This is a genomic window from Duganella phyllosphaerae, assembly GCF_001758785.1.
GTDB lineage: Bacteria > Pseudomonadota > Gammaproteobacteria > Burkholderiales > Burkholderiaceae_D > Rugamonas > Rugamonas phyllosphaerae.
This window is the reverse complement of record NZ_LROM01000156.1, coordinates 1-20,851: the sequence shown is the minus strand read 5'-3', so window position 1 is coordinate 20,851 and position 20,851 is coordinate 1. Positions and strand designations below refer to the sequence as shown.

The 20,851-nt window shown below is 61.3% G+C and carries 18 protein-coding genes; 4 read left to right on the top strand and 14 right to left on the bottom strand.

Annotated elements, in window-relative coordinates; all coding sequences use genetic code 11:
- Positions 1-55 precede the first annotated feature (55 nt).
- On the top strand, positions 56-544 hold the full coding sequence (locus tag DUPY_RS26475) for a hypothetical protein (protein WP_229255520.1): 489 nt from the start codon (positions 56-58) through the stop codon (positions 542-544).
- Between the two features lie 137 nt (positions 545-681).
- Positions 682-807: a hypothetical protein gene (locus tag DUPY_RS29085; RefSeq protein ID WP_267875849.1), complete on the top strand. Its 126-nt coding sequence runs from the start codon at positions 682-684 to the stop codon at positions 805-807.
- A gap of 95 nt (positions 808-902) precedes the next feature.
- Here the strand turns inward: DUPY_RS29085 and DUPY_RS26470 are convergent, their stop codons facing one another.
- The 5 genes from DUPY_RS26470 to dusA form a co-directional block, all read right to left on the bottom strand.
- The gene (locus tag DUPY_RS26470; protein ID WP_070252202.1) at positions 903-1,316 is read right to left on the bottom strand and encodes a hypothetical protein; all 414 of its coding nucleotides are present in this window, start codon (positions 1,314-1,316) and stop codon (positions 903-905) included.
- A 157-nt stretch (positions 1,317-1,473) separates the two neighbouring features.
- Positions 1,474-1,821, bottom strand: a complete 348-nt coding sequence (locus DUPY_RS26465; protein ID WP_229255519.1) for an energy transducer TonB — start codon at positions 1,819-1,821, stop codon at positions 1,474-1,476.
- A gap of 39 nt (positions 1,822-1,860) precedes the next feature.
- Positions 1,861-2,199: an energy transducer TonB gene (locus DUPY_RS26460; protein ID WP_070252201.1), complete on the bottom strand. Its 339-nt coding sequence runs from the start codon at positions 2,197-2,199 to the stop codon at positions 1,861-1,863.
- Positions 2,200-2,312: 113 nt separating this feature from the next.
- Positions 2,313-4,073 (bottom strand): methyl-accepting chemotaxis protein, encoded by a 1,761-nt coding sequence (locus tag DUPY_RS26455; RefSeq protein WP_208600108.1) that lies wholly within the window; start codon positions 4,071-4,073, stop codon positions 2,313-2,315.
- A 407-nt stretch (positions 4,074-4,480) separates the two neighbouring features.
- Positions 4,481-5,512: a tRNA dihydrouridine(20/20a) synthase DusA gene (gene dusA, locus DUPY_RS26450; RefSeq protein WP_070252196.1), complete on the bottom strand. Its 1,032-nt coding sequence runs from the start codon at positions 5,510-5,512 to the stop codon at positions 4,481-4,483.
- Here dusA and DUPY_RS26445 point away from each other — a divergent pair.
- Positions 5,511-6,455 (top strand): helix-turn-helix domain-containing protein, encoded by a 945-nt coding sequence (locus tag DUPY_RS26445; protein WP_229255518.1) that lies wholly within the window; start codon positions 5,511-5,513, stop codon positions 6,453-6,455. The two genes, dusA and DUPY_RS26445, sit on opposite strands and share 2 nt — an antisense overlap.
- A 13-nt stretch (positions 6,456-6,468) precedes the next feature.
- Positions 6,469-7,203: a hypothetical protein gene (locus DUPY_RS26440; RefSeq protein ID WP_070252191.1), complete on the top strand. Its 735-nt coding sequence runs from the start codon at positions 6,469-6,471 to the stop codon at positions 7,201-7,203.
- A gap of 21 nt (positions 7,204-7,224) precedes the next feature.
- Here DUPY_RS26440 and DUPY_RS26435 read toward each other — a convergent pair whose 3' ends face one another.
- The 9 genes from DUPY_RS26435 to DUPY_RS26395 form a co-directional block, all read right to left on the bottom strand.
- A complete protein-coding gene (locus DUPY_RS26435) occupies positions 7,225-7,473 on the bottom strand; it encodes a hypothetical protein (RefSeq protein ID WP_141749693.1) in 249 nt (82 codons plus the stop codon).
- A 436-nt stretch (positions 7,474-7,909) separates the two neighbouring features.
- Positions 7,910-10,123: a DUF3141 domain-containing protein gene (locus tag DUPY_RS26430; protein WP_084640909.1), complete on the bottom strand. Its 2,214-nt coding sequence runs from the start codon at positions 10,121-10,123 to the stop codon at positions 7,910-7,912.
- Positions 10,124-10,337: 214 nt separating this feature from the next.
- Positions 10,338-12,170, bottom strand: coding sequence for a translational GTPase TypA (typA, locus tag DUPY_RS26425; RefSeq protein WP_070252185.1), 1,833 nt, complete (start codon positions 12,168-12,170; stop codon positions 10,338-10,340).
- A 131-nt stretch (positions 12,171-12,301) separates the two neighbouring features.
- Positions 12,302-13,225: a tRNA pseudouridine(55) synthase TruB gene (gene truB, locus DUPY_RS26420; protein WP_070252183.1), complete on the bottom strand. Its 924-nt coding sequence runs from the start codon at positions 13,223-13,225 to the stop codon at positions 12,302-12,304.
- Entirely contained in the window at positions 13,222-13,626 is a 405-nt protein-coding gene (gene rbfA / locus DUPY_RS26415) for a 30S ribosome-binding factor RbfA (RefSeq protein ID WP_070252181.1), read from the bottom strand. The genes truB and rbfA overlap by 4 nt, the downstream gene beginning before the upstream one ends.
- Before the next feature lie 83 nt (positions 13,627-13,709).
- The gene (infB, locus tag DUPY_RS26410; protein WP_070252179.1) at positions 13,710-16,622 is read right to left on the bottom strand and encodes a translation initiation factor IF-2; all 2,913 of its coding nucleotides are present in this window, start codon (positions 16,620-16,622) and stop codon (positions 13,710-13,712) included.
- 46 nt (positions 16,623-16,668) lie between these two features.
- Entirely contained in the window at positions 16,669-18,234 is a 1,566-nt protein-coding gene (gene nusA / locus DUPY_RS26405) for a transcription termination factor NusA (protein WP_070252177.1), read from the bottom strand.
- Positions 18,231-18,719: a ribosome maturation factor RimP gene (gene rimP, locus DUPY_RS26400; protein ID WP_019921609.1), complete on the bottom strand. Its 489-nt coding sequence runs from the start codon at positions 18,717-18,719 to the stop codon at positions 18,231-18,233. Before rimP ends, nusA begins: the two co-directional genes overlap by 4 nt.
- A gap of 282 nt (positions 18,720-19,001) precedes the next feature.
- A partial coding sequence (locus DUPY_RS26395; RefSeq protein WP_070252175.1) for a pseudouridine synthase occupies positions 19,002-20,851 on the bottom strand: 1,850 nt, incomplete at its 5' end.

Genomic DNA, 20,851 nt, shown 5'->3' with positions numbered 1-20,851 from the left:
ATATTTCTTGCAAGTCTATTTCCATGGGGAACGAGAATAGCGCTACAATGAAGCTGTGTCGCCCAACGAACGCGACGTCACACTCTCCCCCATCATGTCCGAAGAAAAATCCATCACTGAAGTTTCCACCTACAGCAAAGATACGCCTGTAGGACGTCCCGATACGGACGGTCGCGCCGGCGTGTTCGTGCCCTCCGAACTGTTCGATCCGTCGGCCAACGCGGCCATCCGCAGCGGTTCCGGCATTGTCGGCTTCGGCAACCCGGACGGCTCGCTGACCGTGTATTTCGAAGCCAACCGCTTCGACGAATCCGGCCTGCACAAGTGGGAGAACAAGGCGCGCAAGGCCTACGAGCGCCTGGTCATGGCCGCGCCTACCGTCTCCAAGGCCAAGATCGATGCGCGCTACATGGAACAGGTCGGCATCATCGACGGCATGGGCATCACGCTCAAGCAGCCGGACCGGCTGACCCAGTGGCTTGCCCTGTGCGACAAGCTCGACACCGCGCCCGCCGCACCCGTCACGATCTGGAAGACCAGATAAAAGTTGACTGACGGATAGGGTCAAGCTGTTGTCCTACAGAACGTCGGACATTTGGCTGATCCCTCCTACGCTGAGTCTGGCTTATCCTTTAGTCATCCGGCAACCCTGTCGGAAACTACTTTCAACAGGAGCCGGTCATGGCACGCTTTTTCCCCCACGCAGTCGGTACCTTGCTTATCACGCTGGCAGTTGCCTCGACGTTTGTGCTGGTATCGGAAAACACGCTGATGAACCAGTCGGCTTCGGTCTACCACCTGCGCTGAATGCTGCCGGGTGACCGCGTTGCCCACGCGTAGAAAAAAATCCCGCAGCGCCGTTATGGCACTGCGGGATTTTTTAGTACGGGACTGAGAAACGTCTAACGGCGCCAGCCGCCGCGGCCGCCGCCGTAGTAACCACGGCCGCCGCCGCCCCAGTACCGGTTGAAGCCGAAGTTCAGGCCGATCGATACCGGTGGATAGTAATACGACGGCGCCGGCTGGTAATACACGGGCGCCGGCTGATAAATCACCGTGGACGGCTGGGTGATGTACGTGGTGGTGGTGACCGGCTGCTCGGTATAGACCACGCGCGAGCTCGACTGCGGCGGCAGCTCTTCGGTGGTGTACACCGGCCCGGAAGCCTGCCCCGGCGCGCGGTCCGACGGCGTGACCGACACCGTGCGCCACTGGTAGGGGTCTTGCACCACGCGGGTGCTGGTGTAATAAGGTTGCTGGGTAGCGCATCCCGTCAGCGCCGCCATCACGCCGACCACTGCAAAGATCGATTTCATCGCCAATTCTCCTTGTTCAGAATCACACTATAAAAGCAAGTGTAGCGCGAAAGCAGTGTCATTACAGCTTGTTACACGGAGCTGCGCCCTGCAACGAAAAAGGGAGCCGCGAACGGCTCCCTCTTCTACGCAACAACTATCCATCGAGTGGGTAGAATCAATCGAGCTTCCAGGCGTAATCGACCTTGGTCCAGGTTTCGGCTGGCGCGCCGTCCTTGGTGCCTGGTTTGAACTTGCAGGCGGACAGGGCCTTGATGGCGGCCTTGTCCAGGTTCTTGAAGCCGCTGGTCTTGTCGACCTTGGAGTCGGCCACCGAACCGTCCGGTTTGACCAGGAACGACATCGAGGTCGTGCCCTGCTCTTCGTTCATCAGCGACGCTTTAGGATATTCGGCCTTGCAGTTCTTGGAGTCGAAGCTGGCTGGCACTTCGGCGGCAAACACGGCTGGTGCGCTCGCTACGAGAACCGCTGCAACCAGACCCAACATACGCTTGTTCGTCATCATGATTTTCCCCCTATGGATAAAATTGTGGCGGTTCAGGTGTTACAGCTTCCAGCTATAGTCCACTTTGGCCCAGGTCTGCGCCACGGCGCCGTCCTTCGTGCCCGGCTTGAACTTGCAGGCCGACAGTGCTTTCATGGCGGCCTTGTCGAGGTTCTTGAAGCCGCTCGATTTTTCCAGTTTGGAATCAACAACGTTACCGTCCGTGCCGACCAGGAAGGCCATCTTGACATCGCCCTGCTCTTCGTTGATCAGCGACGCTTTTGGATATTCAGCCTTGCAGTTCTTGGCGTCGATGGAAGCCGGTACTTCTGCAGCGAAGGCGGCAGCGGAGGTGGCGGACAGCAGGAAGGCGGCGATTACGGTCGAAAACTTGGTCATTTAATTTCTCTCAATTATTCTTAACATCGTTAAAGGTTCGGATTCCCGGTCCGCCTTGGCGTTTCCACCATCACGCAACAACGTGACAGCAGCCCGGGCAATACTTGAAGTCGTTAAAACTCTTCCCACTCGTCAGCGCTGGCGGTACTGGTCGCGACGACTTTCTTCGGCTTGGCTGCCGGTGCGGGCGCTGGCCTGGAGGCCAGTTTCTTTACCGGAGCGCGAGGTGCCGCAGCGATCGGCTTGACTGCTGCCTTCGCTACAGCTTTCGGGGCTGGCACATACACTGGAGCAGTTGCGCGCTCCTCGCCTTCCACCAGCTTGAAGATGCTGACGACGCGGGACAACTCGTCGGCCTGGTCTTGCAAGCTCTTTGCTGCGGCGGCGGATTCTTCCACCAGCGCGGCGTTTTGCTGGGTCATGCTGTCCATCTCGATGATCGACAGGTTGACTTGTTCGATGCCGGCGCTCTGCTCCTGGCTGGCGTTGGCGATCTCGCTCATGATGTCGGTCACGCGGCGCACCGAGGACACCACTTCGTCCATGGTCACACCGGCCTGGCCGACCAGCTTGGTGCCGGCGCCAACTTTTTCCACCGAGTCATCGATGAGCATCTTGATTTCTTTGGCGGCGCCAGCGGAACGCTGGGCCAGGTTGCGCACTTCGGACGCCACCACCGCGAAGCCACGGCCTTGTTCGCCGGCACGGGCTGCTTCCACGGCAGCGTTCAGCGCCAGGATGTTGGTCTGGAAAGCAATGCCATCGATCACGCCGATAATGTCGACGATCTTCTTGGCCGATGCGTCGATCGAGCTCATGGTGTTGACCACTTCCGAGACTACCTTGCCACCCTTGATCGCCACATCCGAAGCGGCCGAGGCCAGCTGGTTGGCTTCACGGGCGTTGTCGGCGTTCTGTTTCACGGTCGAGGTCAGCTCTTCCATGGCGGTCGCGGTTTTTTCCAGCGAGCTCGCCTGCATTTCGGTACGGGCCGACAGGTCGGTGTTGCCGGCGGCGATTTCGCGGGTGGCGGTGCCGATGGTTTCGGTGCCGGAGCGAACCTGGCCCACGATATCGACCAGGCTGTCGCGCATTTCACGCATTTCGTACAGCAGGCTGTCCTTGTCGGTGCTGCTGGTGTTGATCGACACCGCCAGGTCGCCGTTGGCGATGCTGCTGGCAATGGCCGAGGTGTACGCCGGTTCGGCGCCCAGCTGTTTCAGCAGGCCACGGGTAATCACCACGGCGGCGGCTACCGAGATCACCACAGCCAGCAGGCCCATGATGATCATGAAGGTACGGCCGCTGGCGAAGCCCTTGGCGGCTTCCACTTGCATCTCGGCGTTGAGCTTGTCTTCCAGGGTGCCCAGCTGGTCCAGCGCGGCCATCCACTTGACTTGTGCCGGACGGATTTCCTTGATCAGCACGCGGGTTGCGGCTTCAGCCTGACCACTGACCCACAGGTCGGTCGCCTTGGCGATGGCCGGCATGGCGACCGCTTCCTGTTCCTTGATGGTGGCCAGCAGGGCCTTCTCTTCAGGCAGTGCTTCGGCGGCGAACTTGGCGCTCAGCTTGTTTTGTGCATCGGCGTAGGCGCCAGCCAGGACTTTGACGTTGTTCAGATCCTTGGCCATGTCGTCCGGGTCGCTCAACAGGGTCAGGATGCGCAGCGTGCTGACGCGGGTGGCAACGTTGGTGCGCATGTCGGTCACCAGGCGGGTGACCACGTTGTTGACGCTGATGACGTGATCGAGGCGATCCTGGATCTGTGCCATGCGGAAGATGCCGACCGTGGTGACCGCGATCAGGAACACCAGGACCAGGGCAAATCCGAGGCCCAAGCGCATGCCAACTTTCATTTTTGCTAAATTCATTTCGTCTCTTCGTAAGTGACACTGTTGATAAGAATTTGCCTTGGATGGCCTGTCGAGGGTAGGGACACCGACCACCCAAAAATTTCTACTGAGCAAGTAAACATGACATTAGCAAACAATGACTGCGAATGCAAAATTTGGCGCCCCACCGGCGTCGCGTTCTCGTTTCTGCCTCGCATTACACACACGAAAGACGGTGGACAGGTGTGTAAGAATGCAAATTATAGATGCAAATTTTTCCGTAGGGCAAGGAAAAAACATCTAGATCGCGTGGAAACATAATTTCTGAGTGGAAATTCCAACACTTGAAAATTGTGCTTGCTAGTTACTTCAATAGTTGGATGAAAGTATCGCGGGGAACGCGGCGCCCGCAGGCGCCGGAGGTGGTGCGGAAAAGCGCGGGAGATTTACGCGTAAGCGAGGCGGGCTGCGGCCTGGCGCACCAGGGTGGCGTCGCCAGCGGCCAGCTGTTTCGAGTCCGACAAGGTCTGGCGGAACGATTTGGCGCCAGGCAGACCTTGCATCAGGCCCAGCATGTGTCGTGTAATCGAATTCATCTTCAGGCCGAGCGGACCGTACTGCGCCAGCTGCGCCTGGATGTAGGGGATCATTGCTTCGAGCACCTCGGCGCGGGACTTCGGCTCGGTGGTAGCGCCGTAATAGCGCTGGTCGAACGTGGCCATCAGGAACGGGTTGTGGTACGCCTCGCGGCCCAGCATCACGCCATCGACATGGCGCAAGTGCTCGTCGATCTCGGCCTCAGTCTTGATGCCGCCGTTGATGATGATTTCAAACTGCGGAAAGTCACGCTTGAGGCGGTAGGCGAAGTCGTACTTGAGCGGCGGGATTTCGCGGTTTTCCTTCGGCGACAACCCTTTTAATATGGCATTGCGCGCGTGCACGATGAAGGTGGTGCAACCGGCTTCGGCCACGGTGCCGACGAAATCACGCACGAAGTCGTAGCTTTCTGTCTTGTCGATGCCGATCCGGTGCTTGACGGTGACGTCAATGTCCACCGCGTCGCGCATGGCTTTCACGCAATCGGCCACCAGTTGCGGCTCGGCCATCAGGCAGGCGCCGAAAGCGCCCTTCTGCACCCGCTCGGACGGGCAGCCGCAATTGAGGTTGATTTCATCGTAGCCCCACTTTTCACCCAGCCTGGCGCTGGTGGCCAAGTCGGCCGGATCGCTGCCGCCCAGTTGCAGCGCAACCGGGTGTTCCTCGTCGTTGAAGCGCAGGTGGCGCTCAACGTCGCCATAGACCAGCGCGCCGGTGGTAACCATCTCGGTGTACAGCCAGGTGTGTTGGCTGATGTGGCGATGGAACACGCGGCAATGGCGGTCGGTCCAGTCCATCATCGGCGCCACCGACAGGCGGCGGCCCGGCACAGGTGCGCTGTCGGCGGCGGTGTCGGCTGTATGTGGGGCGGAGATGGTCATGGCGGCAACTGCTGGTGGGGTGTGGGGGTCGTCATTATACCGTCAAAAGCCAAGCGCCCGCCCCGGCGCCACTTGCTCGAAAGTTGCCAAAAAAAGCAAAATTCATCGCTATTCGCGCATATTCACCTTCTCATTCCAGCATGAATCCCGAAGAATACGTTCCATACAACAACCAGGGACAACCATGAACTTCGGCACCAGGCTCAAGCAGATCAGGACAGAGAAGAACCTTACGCAACCGCAGTTTGCCGAGTTGATCGGCATCGAGCAGTCTTACCTGTCCAAGCTGGAAAACGACAAGTCGCAGCCGTCGGCTGAGATGTTCGGAAACATCATCAAGGCGCTGGGGATGGCGCCCGACATCTTCCTGGCCGACCTCGACCAGCATACCCAGGTTACGCTGCGCCATATTCCGGAAGTGAGTCAGTTTCGTGAAGGCGTGAAAACCCGGCGCGTGCACCATGCGCGGCGCTATATCTTTGGCGCGGCGGCAGCGGCAGCACTCGGTTTTGCAATGATGCTGGGGGCGAACAATGGCATCTTTTTCCCCAACAATCAGTACAAATACGTGTCGAAGGGCGTCATCGCCCCGGGTGAGGGCGAGAATATTTTCGACCAGTACAGCCAGATTCAGGTCAATCGCATGGGGGCCAAGCTGATCACCATGGAAGAGATGATGCGCTTGACCGCCGAGTTCGAATCCACCCGAAAGCGGCGCCTGACGGTCGAGTCCTGGCGCGACCGTGGCAGCGTGTATTTCGAACAGGTGCCCGGCGGGCGCCGCATGTTCGAGCTGGCCGACAAGCGCTACGTGCAGTCGGAGCAAAACCGGATCTTGCAATACATGGGCGCCCTGCTCGCTTTCTGCGCACCGCTGGTGCTGGTCGTGGAATGGCGGCTACGGGCAGCGGCCCGTCGCATTACTCGTACTTCCTATAAATAAACCAGGAGACACCATGTCGCAACTCAAAACTTTTTTTGCCGGCGCCACCACCATGGCCAGCGCGCTGGCCGCCGTCTTCGTCCTCACTGGCGCGAACGATCCCGACAGGAAGGCGAATTTTGACGAGATCACGGTCGGCCGCATCAATATCGTCGAGCCCGATGGGACGAAGCGCCTGATCATTTCCAACCGTGCCCAGTTCCCCGGCACCTTCCAGAACGGCAAGGAAATCGAGCGCCCCGATCGCCGCACGTTTGCCGGCATGCTGTTTGTCGACCAGGAAGGCACGGAAAACGGCGGTTTCCTGCAACGGGGCAGTATCGATGCCAATGGCAAGATCGATTCGGGACTGTCGCTGACGTTCGACCGCTTCCGCCAGGACCAGGCGCTGCAACTGATCAACACCGACAGCGAGAAGAATCACAGGACCGCCCTCATCATCAACGACGTGCCGAGCTTCAAGGTGACGCCGATGGAAGACCATGCGCGCTTTCGCGAAGAATCAAGCAAGCTGGACAAAGCCGGGCGCAAAGCCTACTGGGACAAGCTGGCCGAGGAAGGCAGGCTGAGCGTCAACCGCATCTGGCTCGGCAATACGACCGAGAAGGGCTCATCGCTGCAGCTCAAGGATGCCAAGGGCCGCGTGCGCATGTTGTTGCAGGTAGGTGGGGACGGCAAGGCCGAGATCCAGATGCTCGACGAGGCCGGCAAGGTCACCAAGTCGATCACGCCGGCGTCAGCCGGATGAATCCGCAGCAGGTCCGGGTGGCTAGCGCCTGAAATACAGCCGGGCGGCACAACCAAACGCGATGACGAAGACGATCAGCGCCACGCCAGCGCTGGCGCCCAGGGCGCCAAAGCCGCAGCCGCCCTCGAAAGCGGAGCCGAACCAGCGGCACGGCATGTTCTCGAGTGCGACGTAGGCGACGGCGATGGCCAGCACCGCCGACCCGATCAGCATGGCCAGCAATGCGAGCACGGTCTGCAGCGCGCTAGGTGAAGTCTGTTGTGTAGTCATATTTGCAATGATAGCGCGTCCCGCTAGCCCGGTCCATGGGCTACGAACGGCAGCGTCACAAGCCCCACCAGCCCCACCAGGTAGCGCGCTGGCTGCGGACCAGGATAGGCATCACTGATGGGATGGTCTTCTCGGATCGCCAGGCAATCGCCGGCCTGGCGTTGGTGGGCTCTCGCGCAGGGGCGGCGATCGGGTGTTGCCGAATTGCTGGGGCTTGGCGATGGGTGCGCGGGCTGCGCTACGAAATTGGATCCCCGCCTGCGCGGGGATGACGGATTTCAGGCAGCGGGCTGACGGCACGATGCCGTATCGCTGCCCTGGTAGGCTGGCGGTACGATGCCGCGCCGCCGGCCCGGTGGCTGGCGGCGCTACGCGGCATCGCTGGCCTGGTGGCTGGCGGCGCTACGCGGCGCCGCTGGCCTGGTGGCTGGCGGCGTTATGCCGCGCCGCTGGCCTGCTTCTTCTTGCGCACCACCGCCAGCTTGGGTCCGAACATCGCCGCCACGCGCTCGAGGCGCTGGGCGGCGTCGCCGGTGACGGTGCCGGTGGCGCCCACCACCTGGCGCACGATGCCCAGCGCGGTCGCGCGCGCTTCCGGGTCGTCCGGCAGCAGCAGCGGCAAGTCGCGCATCGCCGCTTCTTCAGCCACCTGCAACATCAGATACTGCTCGCGCACGATGGTCTTGAAGTGCGTGACGCTCAGCTCTTCATCGGTGGACGTGCGCAAGCGCAACTGGCGGATGGTGGCGAAGGCGCGCTCGTCGGCCGCGCTCATCTCCGGGCTGCGGTAGATGTACAGCAGGCCACGGATGATTGCCTCCGTGGTGCCGCCCTCGGCAGTTTTGCCGGCGGCAGCAGTACGGTAAGCGTCGAGCGCTGCTTCGCGCGACAGGTCGCGGCCGATGCGGCGGAGGGCACCGTTCTCGGCACGCAAGCCCACCATCGCCTGCAGCACGGGCGAGCCGTACACGTCGAGGAAGAATTTCTCGGTGGCCTGGTCGCGCGCGTCGCGATACATATCGAGTCCCGCGACGATCTGCTTGGACATCGCTTCCTGCATCTGCAGGAAGATGTTGTCCTTGGCGACCGGACGGCGTTGCGCCCTCACCTTCTCGGCCAGGGCCGGGATGCCGTCGAGCAGCTTGTTCTTGTTCGAGAACGCCGTGTAGCGCAGGCGCATCGGATGCGACTCGCGCAGCTGTTTGGCGCTCTGCTCGGTCACCATGCTCTTGACCACCGGGCTGACAAAGGTGCGGTACAGGCCCTGGTTGATTTCCGACACGCGCGCCACGGTGGCAAAGCGGCGCTCGTCCTCTTCGTCGTTGCCGCCCAAGGCGCGCAGCGAGTCGAGCGTGCGGCGCTCGAAGCGCATCACGAAGTCGCCGCCCATCATGTCGCCGGCTGCAAGTTCCTCTTGCAGCATTTCCTCGTCTTTTTCCAGGAACACCGCTTCGTACAGGCCCGGCGGCATGATGTCGATCATGTCCATCGCGGCCGTGAATTCCTCGTGTTCCTTGTTGGCTACCGAAGCAGAAACAAAGATGCCGAGGTGGCCGATACTCTGGTGCATCGAATAAATGATGGTCTGGCCGCCGGCGACCAGCGCTTCGTCATTCTCGTACAGGTCGAGCACCCAGCCCAGCGCCTGCTGCGGCGGCGTGATGTCGTCGCCCCACGAGCAGAACACCACGATCGGCGACTTGATGTTGCGCAGGTCGATGCGGTGGCCGTCGCTGTCGAGCAGCGCCGCTTCGCTCAGGCGGTTGCCGACGAATAGCGAGTCGGCGATGTACTGCATCTCGCCGGCGTTGAGCAGCACCGGGTTGCCCCACCACTTTTCAAATTCCAGGAAGCGCGGCGCCTCGGTGTCGATCTTGGAATAGACGTTGTAGTTCTTGCTCCACAAGGTATTCGACGGATTCATCTTCTCGAAGTTGGCGACCAGCTGGGCGCCATCGAAGATGCCGTTGCCGAGGTCGCCAGCGAGCGCGGTCATCCAGGTGCCGCCCAGCGCGCCGCCGAGGTAGCGCAGCGGGTTCTTGCCGCGCACGCCTGCCCAGTACGACAGCGGCGCCCCGGCCAGCACCAGCGGGCCGACCAGGTCGGGCTTCAGGGCGGCGGTCATCATGATTTGCCAGCCGGCCTGGCAGTTGCCGATCAGGGCCGGCTTGCCGTCCGCTTGCGGGTGGCGCTCGGCCACGTGGGCGATGAAGGCCGCTTCGGCGCGGCACACGTCTTCGATGGTCTGGCCGGGCACCGGCACCGGCGTAAAGCCAACGAAATAGCACGGGTGGCCGGCTTTGAGCACCACGCCGATTTCGCTGTCGTGCTTCATGCCGCCGATGCCGGGACCGTGACCGGCGCGCGGGTCGAACACGATGAACGGGCGCTTGGTAGGGTCGGGCTCGATGCCGTCGGGCGGTGCGATGTAGCACAGGCCGTAGTTGACGGGGCGCTCGAGCGTGCGGCCGTCCATGATGATCTCGAACGGGAAACTCAACACGTGCGGCGCCGTCTTGGCAGCGCGGGCGTTGGTATCGGTGCCGCGCTGGCGCAGCACGTCGAGGAACAGGATCGAACGCTGGCATGCGTCCACCCAGTAATCGAGCCCTTGTTGGGCGACATTGAACGGACTGCCGGGCCAATTCATCAAACCAGCCCAGGGGTTATGCTTTTCTTCACTCACAGAATTCCTCCATGCTTTGGGTCATGCTGCCATGCACCAAAGTACTCCAGTGCCGTCAAAAACGCAAACGAATCCGGATCATGGAAAAGCCGCCAAAGCCAGCCTTGATTCATCAAACGATGATTTCGGTCAAAGAAAAAGCCGCCCGAAGGCGGCTTTTTTACCGGCAGACGCGTGATTACGCTTCGCGCGATGCCTTTTTACGCTCGTGCTCTTTCAGGAAGCGCTTGCGCAGGCGGATCGATTTCGGGGTGATTTCCACCAGTTCGTCGTCGTCGATGAATTCGACTGCGTATTCCAGCGACATCTGGATCGGCGGCACCAGGCGCACGGCTTCGTCGGTACCCGACGAACGCACGTTGGTCAGCTGCTTGCCCTTGATCGGGTTAACCACCAGGTCGTTGTCGCGCGAGTGGATACCGATGATCATGCCTTCGTACACCGGGTCGTTGTGGACCACGAACATGCGGCCGCGATCTTGCAGTTTCCAGATGGCGTAGGCAACGGCAGCGCCGTCATCCTGCGAAATCAGCACGCCGTTGCGACGGCCGCCCAGCTCGCCCTTGGTGTTGTCTACCGGAGCGTAAGCGTCGAACACGTGGCTCATCAGGCCGGTACCACGGGTCAGGGTCATGAATTCGCCCTGGAAGCCGATCAGGCCACGTGCTGGAATACGGTATTCCAGGCGCACTCGGCCTTTGCCGTCCGATTCCATGTTCTGCAGGTCGCCACGACGACGGCCCAGTTCTTCCATCACGCCGCCCTGGTTGGCTTCTTCAACGTCAACCGACAGTTGTTCGAACGGCTCGTGGCGCACGCCATCGACCATTTTGAACACGACGCGTGGACGCGATACAGCCATCTCGAAACCTTCGCGACGCATGTTTTCGATCAGGATGGTCAGGTGCAGTTCGCCACGGCCCGATACTTCGAACGTGGTGTCGTCGTCGGTTGGCGCCACGCGCAGTGCAACGTTGGCTTTCAGTTCCTTGTCCAGGCGGTCGCGCAGTTGACGCGAGGTCACGAACTTGCCTTCGCGGCCAGCCAGCGGCGAGTTGTTGACCATGAAGTTCATGGTCAGGGTAGGCTCGTCGACGGTCAGCATCGGCAGCGCTTCCGGGGTGTCCGGTGCGCACACGGTCGAACCGATGCCGATGTCTTCGATACCGTTGATCAGCACGATGTCGCCGGCGACAGCGTCGTCAACCAGCACGCGCTCGAGGCCCTTGAAGTTCAGCACCTGGTTGATGCGACCCTTGATCGGAGTGGCGCCTGGGCCATTCAGGACGATGACGTCCTGGCCGGTCTTGACGCGGCCACGGTTGATACGGCCGATACCGATTTTACCCACGTACGACGAGTAGTCGAGCGAGGTGATCTGCATCTGCAGCGGACCGTCCGGGTTGTCGTCACGTACTGGTACGTGTTGCAGGATGGCGTCGAACAGCGGCTTCATGTCGCCGTCGCGTACGTCTTCGGTCAGGCCGGCATAGCCGTTCAGACCGGAAGCGTAAACGATCGGGAAGTCCAGTTGTTCGTCGGTTGCGCCGAGCTTGTCGAACAGTTCGAAGGTCTGGTTGATCGCCCATTCAGGACGTGCACCTGGACGGTCGACCTTGTTGACGACGACGATAGGCTTCAGGCCCAGCGCCAGTGCCTTGCGGGTCACGAAGCGGGTCTGTGGCATCGGGCCTTCCTGGGCATCGATCAGCAGCAGGACCGAGTCAACCATCGACAGTACACGTTCCACTTCGCCGCCGAAGTCGGCGTGGCCTGGGGTGTCAACGATGTTGATGTGGGTGCCTTCGTACTCGACTGCGCAATTCTTGGACAGAATCGTGATGCCGCGCTCTTTTTCGAGATCGTTCGAGTCCATGACACGGTTATCGACCGCTTGGTTCTCGCGGAAGGTGCCGGACTGGCGGAGCAGTTGGTCAACCAGGGTGGTTTTACCGTGGTCAACGTGGGCGATGATTGCAATGTTGCGAATTGCGCGTTTAGTAGTGGACATAGTCGTATATTTTGCGGAGAAACTGCGGGGTACGTACAAAAAGCTGTACGGAAAGCCGGCTAGTATAGCATGTTGCGTTGCAACTCTATCGCCGGGATCTGTTTATTTTCAATGAGTTGCTTATACGTATCTCATTGAGGTGTGAAGGCAATCAACCGCTCGGGCGCCAGGATGCTGTATTCGCCAAGCATGGCCGTGCCCAGCAACTTGTCGCCCAGGTACACGCGGACCCTGCCCTCTTCGGCGGGCACCGTGACCGGTTCCTTGCCCAGCGCCAGGCGCTGGCCGTTGAGGAACCGTTTCGCCAGTTCGGCGTTCAGCTGTATGGCCGGAAAGCTGGCCAGCAGCGCATCGACCGGCGCCAGCAGGCTCAACGGCTCGGGGTGCGCGATCAGCGCGTCGAGCGTGATCATGTTCTCCATGGTCAACGGCCCCACCTGGGTGCGGCGCAGTGCATTTAAATGCGCGCCGCAGCCCAGTGCTGCGCCGATATCCTGGCCCAGCACGCGGATGTAGGTGCCCTTGCTGCACGTGACCGACAGCTTGAGCATCGGCGCCTCGTACGCGATCAGTTCCAGCTTGTGGATGGTGACGTTGCGTGCTTCGCGCTCGAGCGTGATGCCGGCGCGGGCGTATTCGTACAACGGCTTGCCATCGCGCTTCAAGGCCGAGTACATCGGCGGCACTTGCGCAATCGGCCCACGGAACTGTTCCAATACGGCGTGGATCTGTTCGAGCGTGACGTTGACGTCGCGAGTGTCGATGACTTCGCCTTCGGTGTCGCCGGTGTCGGTGGTCTGGCCCAGGTGCACCACGGTGTCGTAGGTTTTATCGGCTTCCAGTAAATCCTGGGAGAACTTGGTCGCTTCCCCGAAGCACAGCGGCAGCAGGCCGGTGGCGAACGGATCGAGCGTGCCGGTGTGGCCGGCCTTCTTGGCGTTCAATACGCGCTTGGCCTTGATCAGCGCATCGTTGCTGGAAAAGCCGACCGGCTTGTCGAGCAAGAGCACGCCGTCGACCAGGTCGCGTACGCGTTTGACTTTGTTCTGATTCATTCGTCCTTGCCGTCTTCCACGCCGTCATCGAGCGAGCGGGTAGCGTTGGCCTGGTCGATCAGTGCCGACATGGCCATGCCGCGCGCCACCGACGTGTCGTGCACGAAGTGCAGCGCCGGCAGGGTGTGGATGTGCAGGCGCTTGCCCAGCATATTGCGCAGATAGCCAGACGCCGCCTGCAGGCCGGCCAGGGTGTTCTTCACGGTCTCGGGATCGTCCTTGAGCATGGTGAAGTAGATCTTGGCGTGGGCGTAATCGGGGGTGATCTGCACTTCGGCCAGCGTGATCATGCCTACGCGGGGATCTTTCAATTCGAATGCGATCAGTTCCGACAGGTCTTTCTGGATTTGATCGGCCACGCGCAAGCCGCGCTGCGGGATGGTTTTACTGTGTTTTGCCATGATGATATTCCATAAACGGCAAAGTGGACGGGCCCCAAAAGCACCCGTCCACTTCACCTGTTACTACATTGATCGCCTGTGAATTACAGGGTACGGGCGATTTCCTGCACTTCGAACACTTCCAGGGAGTCGCCCACCTGGATGTCGTTGTAGTTCTTCAGCGACAGGCCGCATTCCAGGCCGGCGCGTACTTCTTTCGCATCGTCCTTGAAGCGCTTGAGCGAGTCGATTTCGCCAGTCCACACCACGATGTTGTTGCGCAGCAGGCGCACCGACGACGAACGCTTGACCACACCATCGGTGACCAGGCAACCGGCAACGGCGCCGACTTTCGAGACCAGGATAACCTGGCGAATCTCGACCTGGCCGGTAACGGTTTCGCGTTTTTCCGGTGCCAGCATGCCCGACAACGCCGATTTGATCTCGTCGATCGCGTCGTAAATGATGTTGTAGTAGCGAATGTCCACACCATTGGACTCGGCCAGCTTGCGGGCCTGGGCGTCGGCACGGGCGTTGAAGCCGATGATGACGGCCTTCGAGGCCACTGCCAGGTTGACGTCCGATTCCGTGATGCCGCCGACGGCTGCGTGGACCACTTGTACGCGCACTTCGGAGGTGGACAGTTTCTGCAACGACGACACCAGCGCTTCTTGCGAACCTTGCACGTCGGTCTTGATGATCAACGGCAGGTTTTTGACTTCGCCTTCGGCCATCTGGTCGAACATGTTTTCCAGCTTCGCGGCTTGCTGCTTGGCCAGTTTCACGTCGCGGAACTTACCTTGACGGAACAGACCAATTTCACGCGCCTTGCGCTCGTCGGCCATGACCATGACTTCTTCACCGGCTTGCGGCACTTCGGTCAGGCCCTGGATTTCGACCGGGATCGATGGACCAGCTTCGGTGATCGGCTTGCCGTTTTCGTCCAGCATGGCGCGCACGCGGCCGAACGACGAACCAGCCAAAATCACATCGCCGCGACGCAGGGTACCGGACTGCACCAGGATGGTGGCAACCGGGCCCTTGCCCTTGTCGAGGCGGCCTTCGACCACCAGGCCACGGGCCGGCGCATCGATCGGTGCTTTCAGTTCCAGTACCTCGGCCTGCAGCAGCACTTGCTCGAGCAGCGCATCGATACCTTCACCCGTCTTGGCCGATACCGGCACGAATGGCGAATCGCCACCGTATTCTTCCGGCACCACGCTCTCGGCAACCAACTCTTGCGTCACACGGTCAACGTTGCCACCTGGTTTGTCGATCTTGTTGATCGCCACTACCAGTGGTACGCCAGCCGCTTTCGCGTGAGCGATCGCTTCCTTGGTTTGCGGCATCACGCCGTCGTCCGCGGCCACCACCAGGATGACGATGTCGGTGGCTTTCGCACCGCGGGCACGCATGGCCGTAAAGGCTTCGTGACCCGGGGTATCGAGGAAGGTGATCATGCCGCGTGGCGTATCGACGTGGTAAGCGCCGATGTGCTGGGTAATCCCGCCGGCTTCGCCCGAGGCCACCTTGGCGCGACGGATGTAGTCCAGCAGCGAGGTTTTACCGTGGTCGACGTGACCCATGACGGTGACCACCGGTGCGCGTGGCTTGGACTCGAAGTGAGCGTGCTCACCCTGGTCGGCCAGGATTGCTTCCGGATCGTCTTCCTCGGCGGCGTGGGCTTTGTGGCCCATTTCTTCGACGACGATCATCGCGGTTTCCTGGTCCAGCACCTGGTTAATGGTGCACATTTGGCCCAGCTTCATCAGTTGCTTGATGACCTCGGACGCCTTGACCGACATCTTGTGGGCCAGTTCGGCCACGGTGATGGTTTCCGGTACGTGCACGTCTTTGACCACGGCTTCGGTCGGGGCCTGGAAGTTGGTTTCGCGGTCATCCGATTGCGAATGACGACGGCCACCCTTGCCACCGCGCCAGCTGTCGCGGCCGGTCGATGGGCCCGATGGGGCGCCACGGCCTTTGCCGCCGCCTGGAGCGCCGCGCTTCTTGTCGTCGGACCAGGTCGAGGCCACGTTGGCAGACTTGATCGATTTCTTGTCCGCTGGCTTCTTGTCGCCTGGCTTGTCGCCCGGCTTGGCGGTCGTGGCCGTGGTCGCTGGCTTGTGCAGCGTGCCTTCGGCAACTTTTGGCTTGACCGGGACCGGTACTGGTTCCGGTGCCTTGATGGCGCGACGCGGCGCGTTCATCATGGCCTTGATCTGTGCTACTTCATCGGCCACGGCCTTGCGTGCGCGGTCGGTGGCAGCAGCTTTTTCAGCAGCTTCCTTGGCGGCAGCGTCAAGTTTCTTCTTGGCTTCTTCGGCAGCAGCTTTCTTTTGCGCGTCGGCAGCAGCAGCGGCAGCGGCCGCAGCGGCGCTGGCAGCAGCATCGGTTGCGCTAGCGCTGGCATTGGCGTTGCTGTTGGCGGCGTTCAGGGCCGAAGCGGCAGCCTTGGCGGCAGCTTGCTCGGCATCGCGCCTGGCTTCGGCGTCGGCTTCCTTCTTGGCGCGGGCTTCGGCGTCGGCGGTTGCTTTCGCTTGCGCTTCCTTCTCGGCGTCGAGCTTGGCCAGATGCTCCTGCTTCTCGCGCAGGTCGGCTTCCTGACGTGCAATCAGTTCGGCTTGCTTGCGCACTTCTTCTTCGCGACGAGCGACTTCAGCCGGATCGATCACTGGCGCCACGGGGGCGGCAGGAGCGGTCGTGACCGGTTCGTCGCGCTGGACGAAGGTACGCGTTTTCTTGACGGCGACCTGGATCGTGCGGGCCTTGCCATTGGCGTCGGCCTGCTTGATTTCAGTCGTTTCCTTGCGCGTCAGCGTGATTTTCTTCTTTTCCACGTCGGCTGCAGCGCCGTGGGTGCGACGCAGGTGATCGAGCAGCTTATCCTTATCATCTTTCGACAATGGATCTGACGTCGAACTTTTTTCGACGCCGGCAGAACGCAGCTGCGTCAGCAGCAAGTCTGCAGGCATCTTCAGTTCGGTGGCAAATTGGGCTACGTTGTTACTCGCCATTCAGTCCTCTTTTCTATGTGTCGCGGAGATGATAAAGATACTCAAATTAAGCCTTTGCCGATTCTGCCAGGGTCCAGGCCTTCGCTTGCAGGCCCTTCGCTCGGTCGTCGTACTTCGAATCGACCAGTTTCATCTCATCGTCGGTCACATCTTCAAATTCATTCGAAATCAGCGCGCGGGCGCGGTCAGACGAGAAGGCCAGAATGGCGCCAAATTCGTCGTAGGCCAGGCCTGCAAATGCTTCAACAGTCTTGATACCTGCCAGGCCCAGCTTACCGGCGGTGATGCGGTCCATGCCTTCCAGACCGACCAGTGCCTCTTCCATGCCTTCCAGGCCTTCTTCCGAAGCAATCGCTTCGGTCACCAGGGCGTCACGGGCACGGGTACGCAGTTCGTTGACGGTATCTTCGTCAAACGATTCGATTTCCAGCATTTCGGAGATCGGCACGTAAGCGATTTCTTCCAGGCTGGCAAAGCCCTCTTCTACCAGGATGTCGGCGACTTCCTGGTCAACGTCCAGTTTTTCCATGAACAGTGCACGCACTGCCGCGGTTTCCTGGGCTGCCTTGTCGGCCGATTCCTCGGCCGTCATGATGTTGATCTTCCAGCCGGTCAGATCGGACGCCAGGCGTACGTTCTGGCCCGAGCGGCCGATGGCGATGGCGAGGTTTTCCTCGTCCACGACCACGTCCATGGCGTGTTTTTCTTCATCGACCATGATCGACGAGACGTTGGCAGGAGCCAGTGCGCCGATGACGAACTGGGCCGGATCTTCGGACCACAGCACGATGTCCACGCGCTCGCCGCCGAGCTCGCCGGTAACAGCCTGCACGCGCGAACCGCGCATGCCGACGCAAGTACCGATCGGATCGATGCGCTTGTCAGCGGTGTACACGGCGATCTTGGCGCGTACGCCGGCGTCGCGGGCAGCCGATTTAATTTCCAGCATGCCTTGTTCGATTTCCGGCACTTCCAGCTCGAACAGCTTGGCGATAAAGTCAGGCGCGGTACGCGACAGGATCACTTGCGGGCCGCGCATATTGCGGTCCACGCGCAGGATGAAAGCACGTACGCGGTCGCCGATACGCAGATTTTCCTTCGGGATCATCTGGTCGCGCGGCAGGCGGGCTTCGATCTTGCCGGACTCGACGATTGCATCGCCGCGTTCCATGCGCTTGATGGTGCCGGTCACGAGCGAGTCGCCACGCTCGAGGAAGTCGGCCAGGATCTGTTCGCGCTCGGCGTCACGCACGCGCTGCAAGACGACTTGCTTGGTGTCTTGCGCAAAGCGGCGGCCGAATTCCACGGATTCGATCGGCTCTTCGATGTGGTCGTCCACTTCGATGTCGGCGATTTGTTCCTTGGCTTCGAAGTGCAGGATTTCCTGGTCCGGCAGTTGCAGGCCGGCTTCATCGGGTACCACGTGCCAGCGGCGGAACGATTCGAATTCGCCCGACTCGCGGTCGATCGAAACGCGGATGTCTACTTCACCCTCATACCGTTTCTTCGTGGCTTGCGCCAATGCGAATTCGAGGGCGCCGAAAACGACATCCTTATCGACGTTCTTTTCACGCGCCAGCGCGTCTACCAATAACAAAACTTCGCGACTCATGCTTTGCGTCCCTTAAAAACCACCTGCGGCACCAAGCGTGCCTTATCCATATCGGCGAGCGTAAACTCCAACAGCGCCGGACCATCATTGCTTTCAAATTCCAACGACAAATTCTCGCCCTGGGGTTCTTGCAAGATACCCTGGAACGATTTACGGTTGTTCGTACCCGGCATTGCGGTGCGCAGTTTGACGATTGCTTCGCAACCGGCAAAACGCACGAAGTCTTCCAGCTTGCGCACCGGGCGATCGAGCCCTGGCGACGAAATCTCGAGACGTTCGTAACTCACGTTCTCGACCGTCAGCACGTGCGACAGCTGGTGACTGACCGTGGCGCAATCTTCCACGGTAATCGGACCTTTTTCTTCAGCGTCGGCCGCGGTGAAATCGATAAACACGCGCAGCACTCCGCGCTCGGCCCGTTCGACATCAACCAGCTCATAGCCCAGACCGGTGACGGTCGTTTCAATTAACTGCGGCAGCTGCAAGAAATTCTCCAGATTAAGGCCTGTTTCCTCGCTTTCAGAAAGCGTGGTGACAAACCCGTTCAACAAAAAAAAAATGGGCAAGTGCCCATCTTCCAGTAATACCAACCAGAGCAAAGGTTTCCTGCGGTTTTATCCGGACAAGAACTTTTACCAGGCTGGTTATTATAACCTTATTCGGTCGGCGCTGCAATCAGCGCACGCGGGAAAACCGCCCTACTGCGGCACTACAACAGCCAAAATAGGGCTTTTGCGGGTAAAAACAACCCCGCAGCGAACGCGGGTTTAACCCTTGCGACGACGCGGCATGCCGTGATCGCTGGCGCCGCCACGCGGCTGCTGCTGGCCACGACGCGGCGCACCGCTGCTGTTACCGAAACCGAACGTGGTTTGCAGCGGATCGGGCTGGCGCGGACCCTTGCCGGCCGGCTTGGCCTGCTGACCACGACCCTGGCCTTGACCACCCTGGCCGCCTTGCCCTTGCGGACGCGGACCACCGGCGCGGGCCGGCGCGGCATCGCCGAGCGGACGACCGCCGGCATACGCACCAATACCCTGCGGACGACCACCCGGGCGGCTCGAACCCTGGGCGCCACCGGCACGGCCATTGCCGCCACCCGAACGTCCACCCTGGCCACCCTGACCACTGCCCTGGCCGCCTGCGGCCCGACCTTGCCCGCCACCGTTTGGACGACCCTGGCCGCCACCGAAGCCGCCCTGACCACGGCCCTGGCCGCGTGGCGGCTTGGCGAATGGCAGCGCGTTGTCATTGCTGACGTCGGCACGGTTGAAGTTCGGTTCGTCGATATCGTCCTCGTCGTCGTCATCGCGGTCGTCGTATTCTGCACGGCCACGCTGCGGACGTTTTTCCGGACCCTTGTTCTGGGCCGGCTTGGCCGCCTGCGGACCCTTGCTGGTACGCGCTGGTGCGGAAGCAGCGGCAACACCATCGGCGCCGCCCTTTTTCTCGACGCCGTACACGGCCAGCATGTCGCGCACCTGGTTTTCTTCCAGCTCTTCCCAGCGGCCACGTTTCAGGCTGCTCGGCAGGGTCATCGCGCCGTAGCGGGTACGGATCAGGCGCGAGACGGTCAGGCCGATCGCTTCGAACATGCGGCGCACTTCGCGGTTACGGCCTTCGCCAATGATCACGCGGTACCACTTGTTGATGCCCTCGCCGCCGCCGTCGGCAATTTTCGAGAACTGCGCCAGGCCGTCTTCGAGCTCGACGCCAGCCAGCAGCTTTTGACGCATGCCTTCTCCCAGCACGCCCAGGGTGCGCACCGCGTATTCACGATCGATGCCGTAGCGCGGGTGCATCAGGCGGTTGGCCAGGTCACCGGAGGTGGTGAACAGCAGCAGGCCTTCGGTGTTGAAGTCGAGGCGGCCGACGGCCAGCCACTTGCCGGCTTTCATGGTCGGCAGGCGCGAGAACACCGATGGACGGCCTTCCGGATCGTCGGTCGAGACAATTTCGCCGGCCGGCTTGTGGTACACCAGCACGCGTGGCGGCTTCTTGCTCACGCGGCGCTGGATCAGCTTGCCGTTGATGCGGACCGCGTCGGTCGGCAGGATACGCTGGCCGATGTGGGCTGGCTCGCCGTTGACCGACACGCGGCCGGCGACGATCAGGTCTTCCATGTCGCGGCGCGAACCGAGACCGGCTTCGGCCAGCACCTTGTGCAGCTTCGGTGCGTCGTCGTCGGCGGTCAGGTCGCGGCGCGCAGCTTTTTGCGGCTGGCGGCCACGGCCACCTTCTTCGCTGTCGAAAGCGTCGGACGTAACGAACGAGAACACGGCGTCGGCGTCGCTCGGCTTGTCGCCGGGCTGGCCACGGCCTTTGCCGTTCTTGCCTTTGGCGTTCTTGCCGTTACGGCCATTTTGTGGCTGGCCGGCCTGGCGGCCGTTGCGCTGGCCACGCTCGTTCGGCTGGCGTGCGTCGCCTTCGACGGCTGCAACGCCCTCGGCGCCTTCGACCGGTGCGGCAGCTTCCACCGCTGGCTCGACCTTCGGCATCAGCGCTTCGCGCACGGCGCGCTGTTCGCGCATCTGGCGCGGGCCGCGCGGACGCTGGCCACGATCGATGCGCGGAACGCCCTCGGCTGGCGCGGCATCGCCGGCGGCAGCAACTACCG

What these genes read in the sequence shown, in the direction of transcription:
- DUPY_RS26465 (WP_229255519.1), bottom strand. Translation starts at nt 1,821, where the DNA reads ATGATGACGAACAAGCGTATGTTGGGTCTGGTTGCAGCGGTTCTCGTA.
- rbfA (WP_070252181.1), bottom strand. Translation starts at nt 13,626, where the DNA reads ATGGCAAAACACAGTAAAACCATCCCGCAGCGCGGCTTGCGCGTGGCC.
- DUPY_RS26430 (WP_084640909.1), bottom strand. Translation starts at nt 10,123, where the DNA reads ATGAATTGGCCCGGCAGTCCGTTCAATGTCGCCCAACAAGGGCTCGAT.
- DUPY_RS29085 (WP_267875849.1), top strand. Translation starts at nt 682, where the DNA reads ATGGCACGCTTTTTCCCCCACGCAGTCGGTACCTTGCTTATCACGCTG.
- DUPY_RS26445 (WP_229255518.1), top strand. Translation starts at nt 5,511, where the DNA reads ATGGCGGCAACTGCTGGTGGGGTGTGGGGGTCGTCATTATACCGTCAA.
- DUPY_RS26460 (WP_070252201.1), bottom strand. Translation starts at nt 2,199, where the DNA reads ATGACCAAGTTTTCGACCGTAATCGCCGCCTTCCTGCTGTCCGCCACC.
- nusA (WP_070252177.1), bottom strand. Translation starts at nt 18,234, where the DNA reads ATGAGTCGCGAAGTTTTGTTATTGGTAGACGCGCTGGCGCGTGAAAAG.
- infB (WP_070252179.1), bottom strand. Translation starts at nt 16,622, where the DNA reads ATGGCGAGTAACAACGTAGCCCAATTTGCCACCGAACTGAAGATGCCT.
- DUPY_RS26470 (WP_070252202.1), bottom strand. Translation starts at nt 1,316, where the DNA reads ATGAAATCGATCTTTGCAGTGGTCGGCGTGATGGCGGCGCTGACGGGA.
- DUPY_RS26440 (WP_070252191.1), top strand. Translation starts at nt 6,469, where the DNA reads ATGTCGCAACTCAAAACTTTTTTTGCCGGCGCCACCACCATGGCCAGC.
- truB (WP_070252183.1), bottom strand. Translation starts at nt 13,225, where the DNA reads ATGAATCAGAACAAAGTCAAACGCGTACGCGACCTGGTCGACGGCGTG.
- typA (WP_070252185.1), bottom strand. Translation starts at nt 12,170, where the DNA reads ATGTCCACTACTAAACGCGCAATTCGCAACATTGCAATCATCGCCCAC.
- dusA (WP_070252196.1), bottom strand. Translation starts at nt 5,512, where the DNA reads ATGACCATCTCCGCCCCACATACAGCCGACACCGCCGCCGACAGCGCA.
- DUPY_RS26435 (WP_141749693.1), bottom strand. Translation starts at nt 7,473, where the DNA reads ATGACTACACAACAGACTTCACCTAGCGCGCTGCAGACCGTGCTCGCA.
- DUPY_RS26455 (WP_208600108.1), bottom strand. Translation starts at nt 4,073, where the DNA reads ATGAATTTAGCAAAAATGAAAGTTGGCATGCGCTTGGGCCTCGGATTT.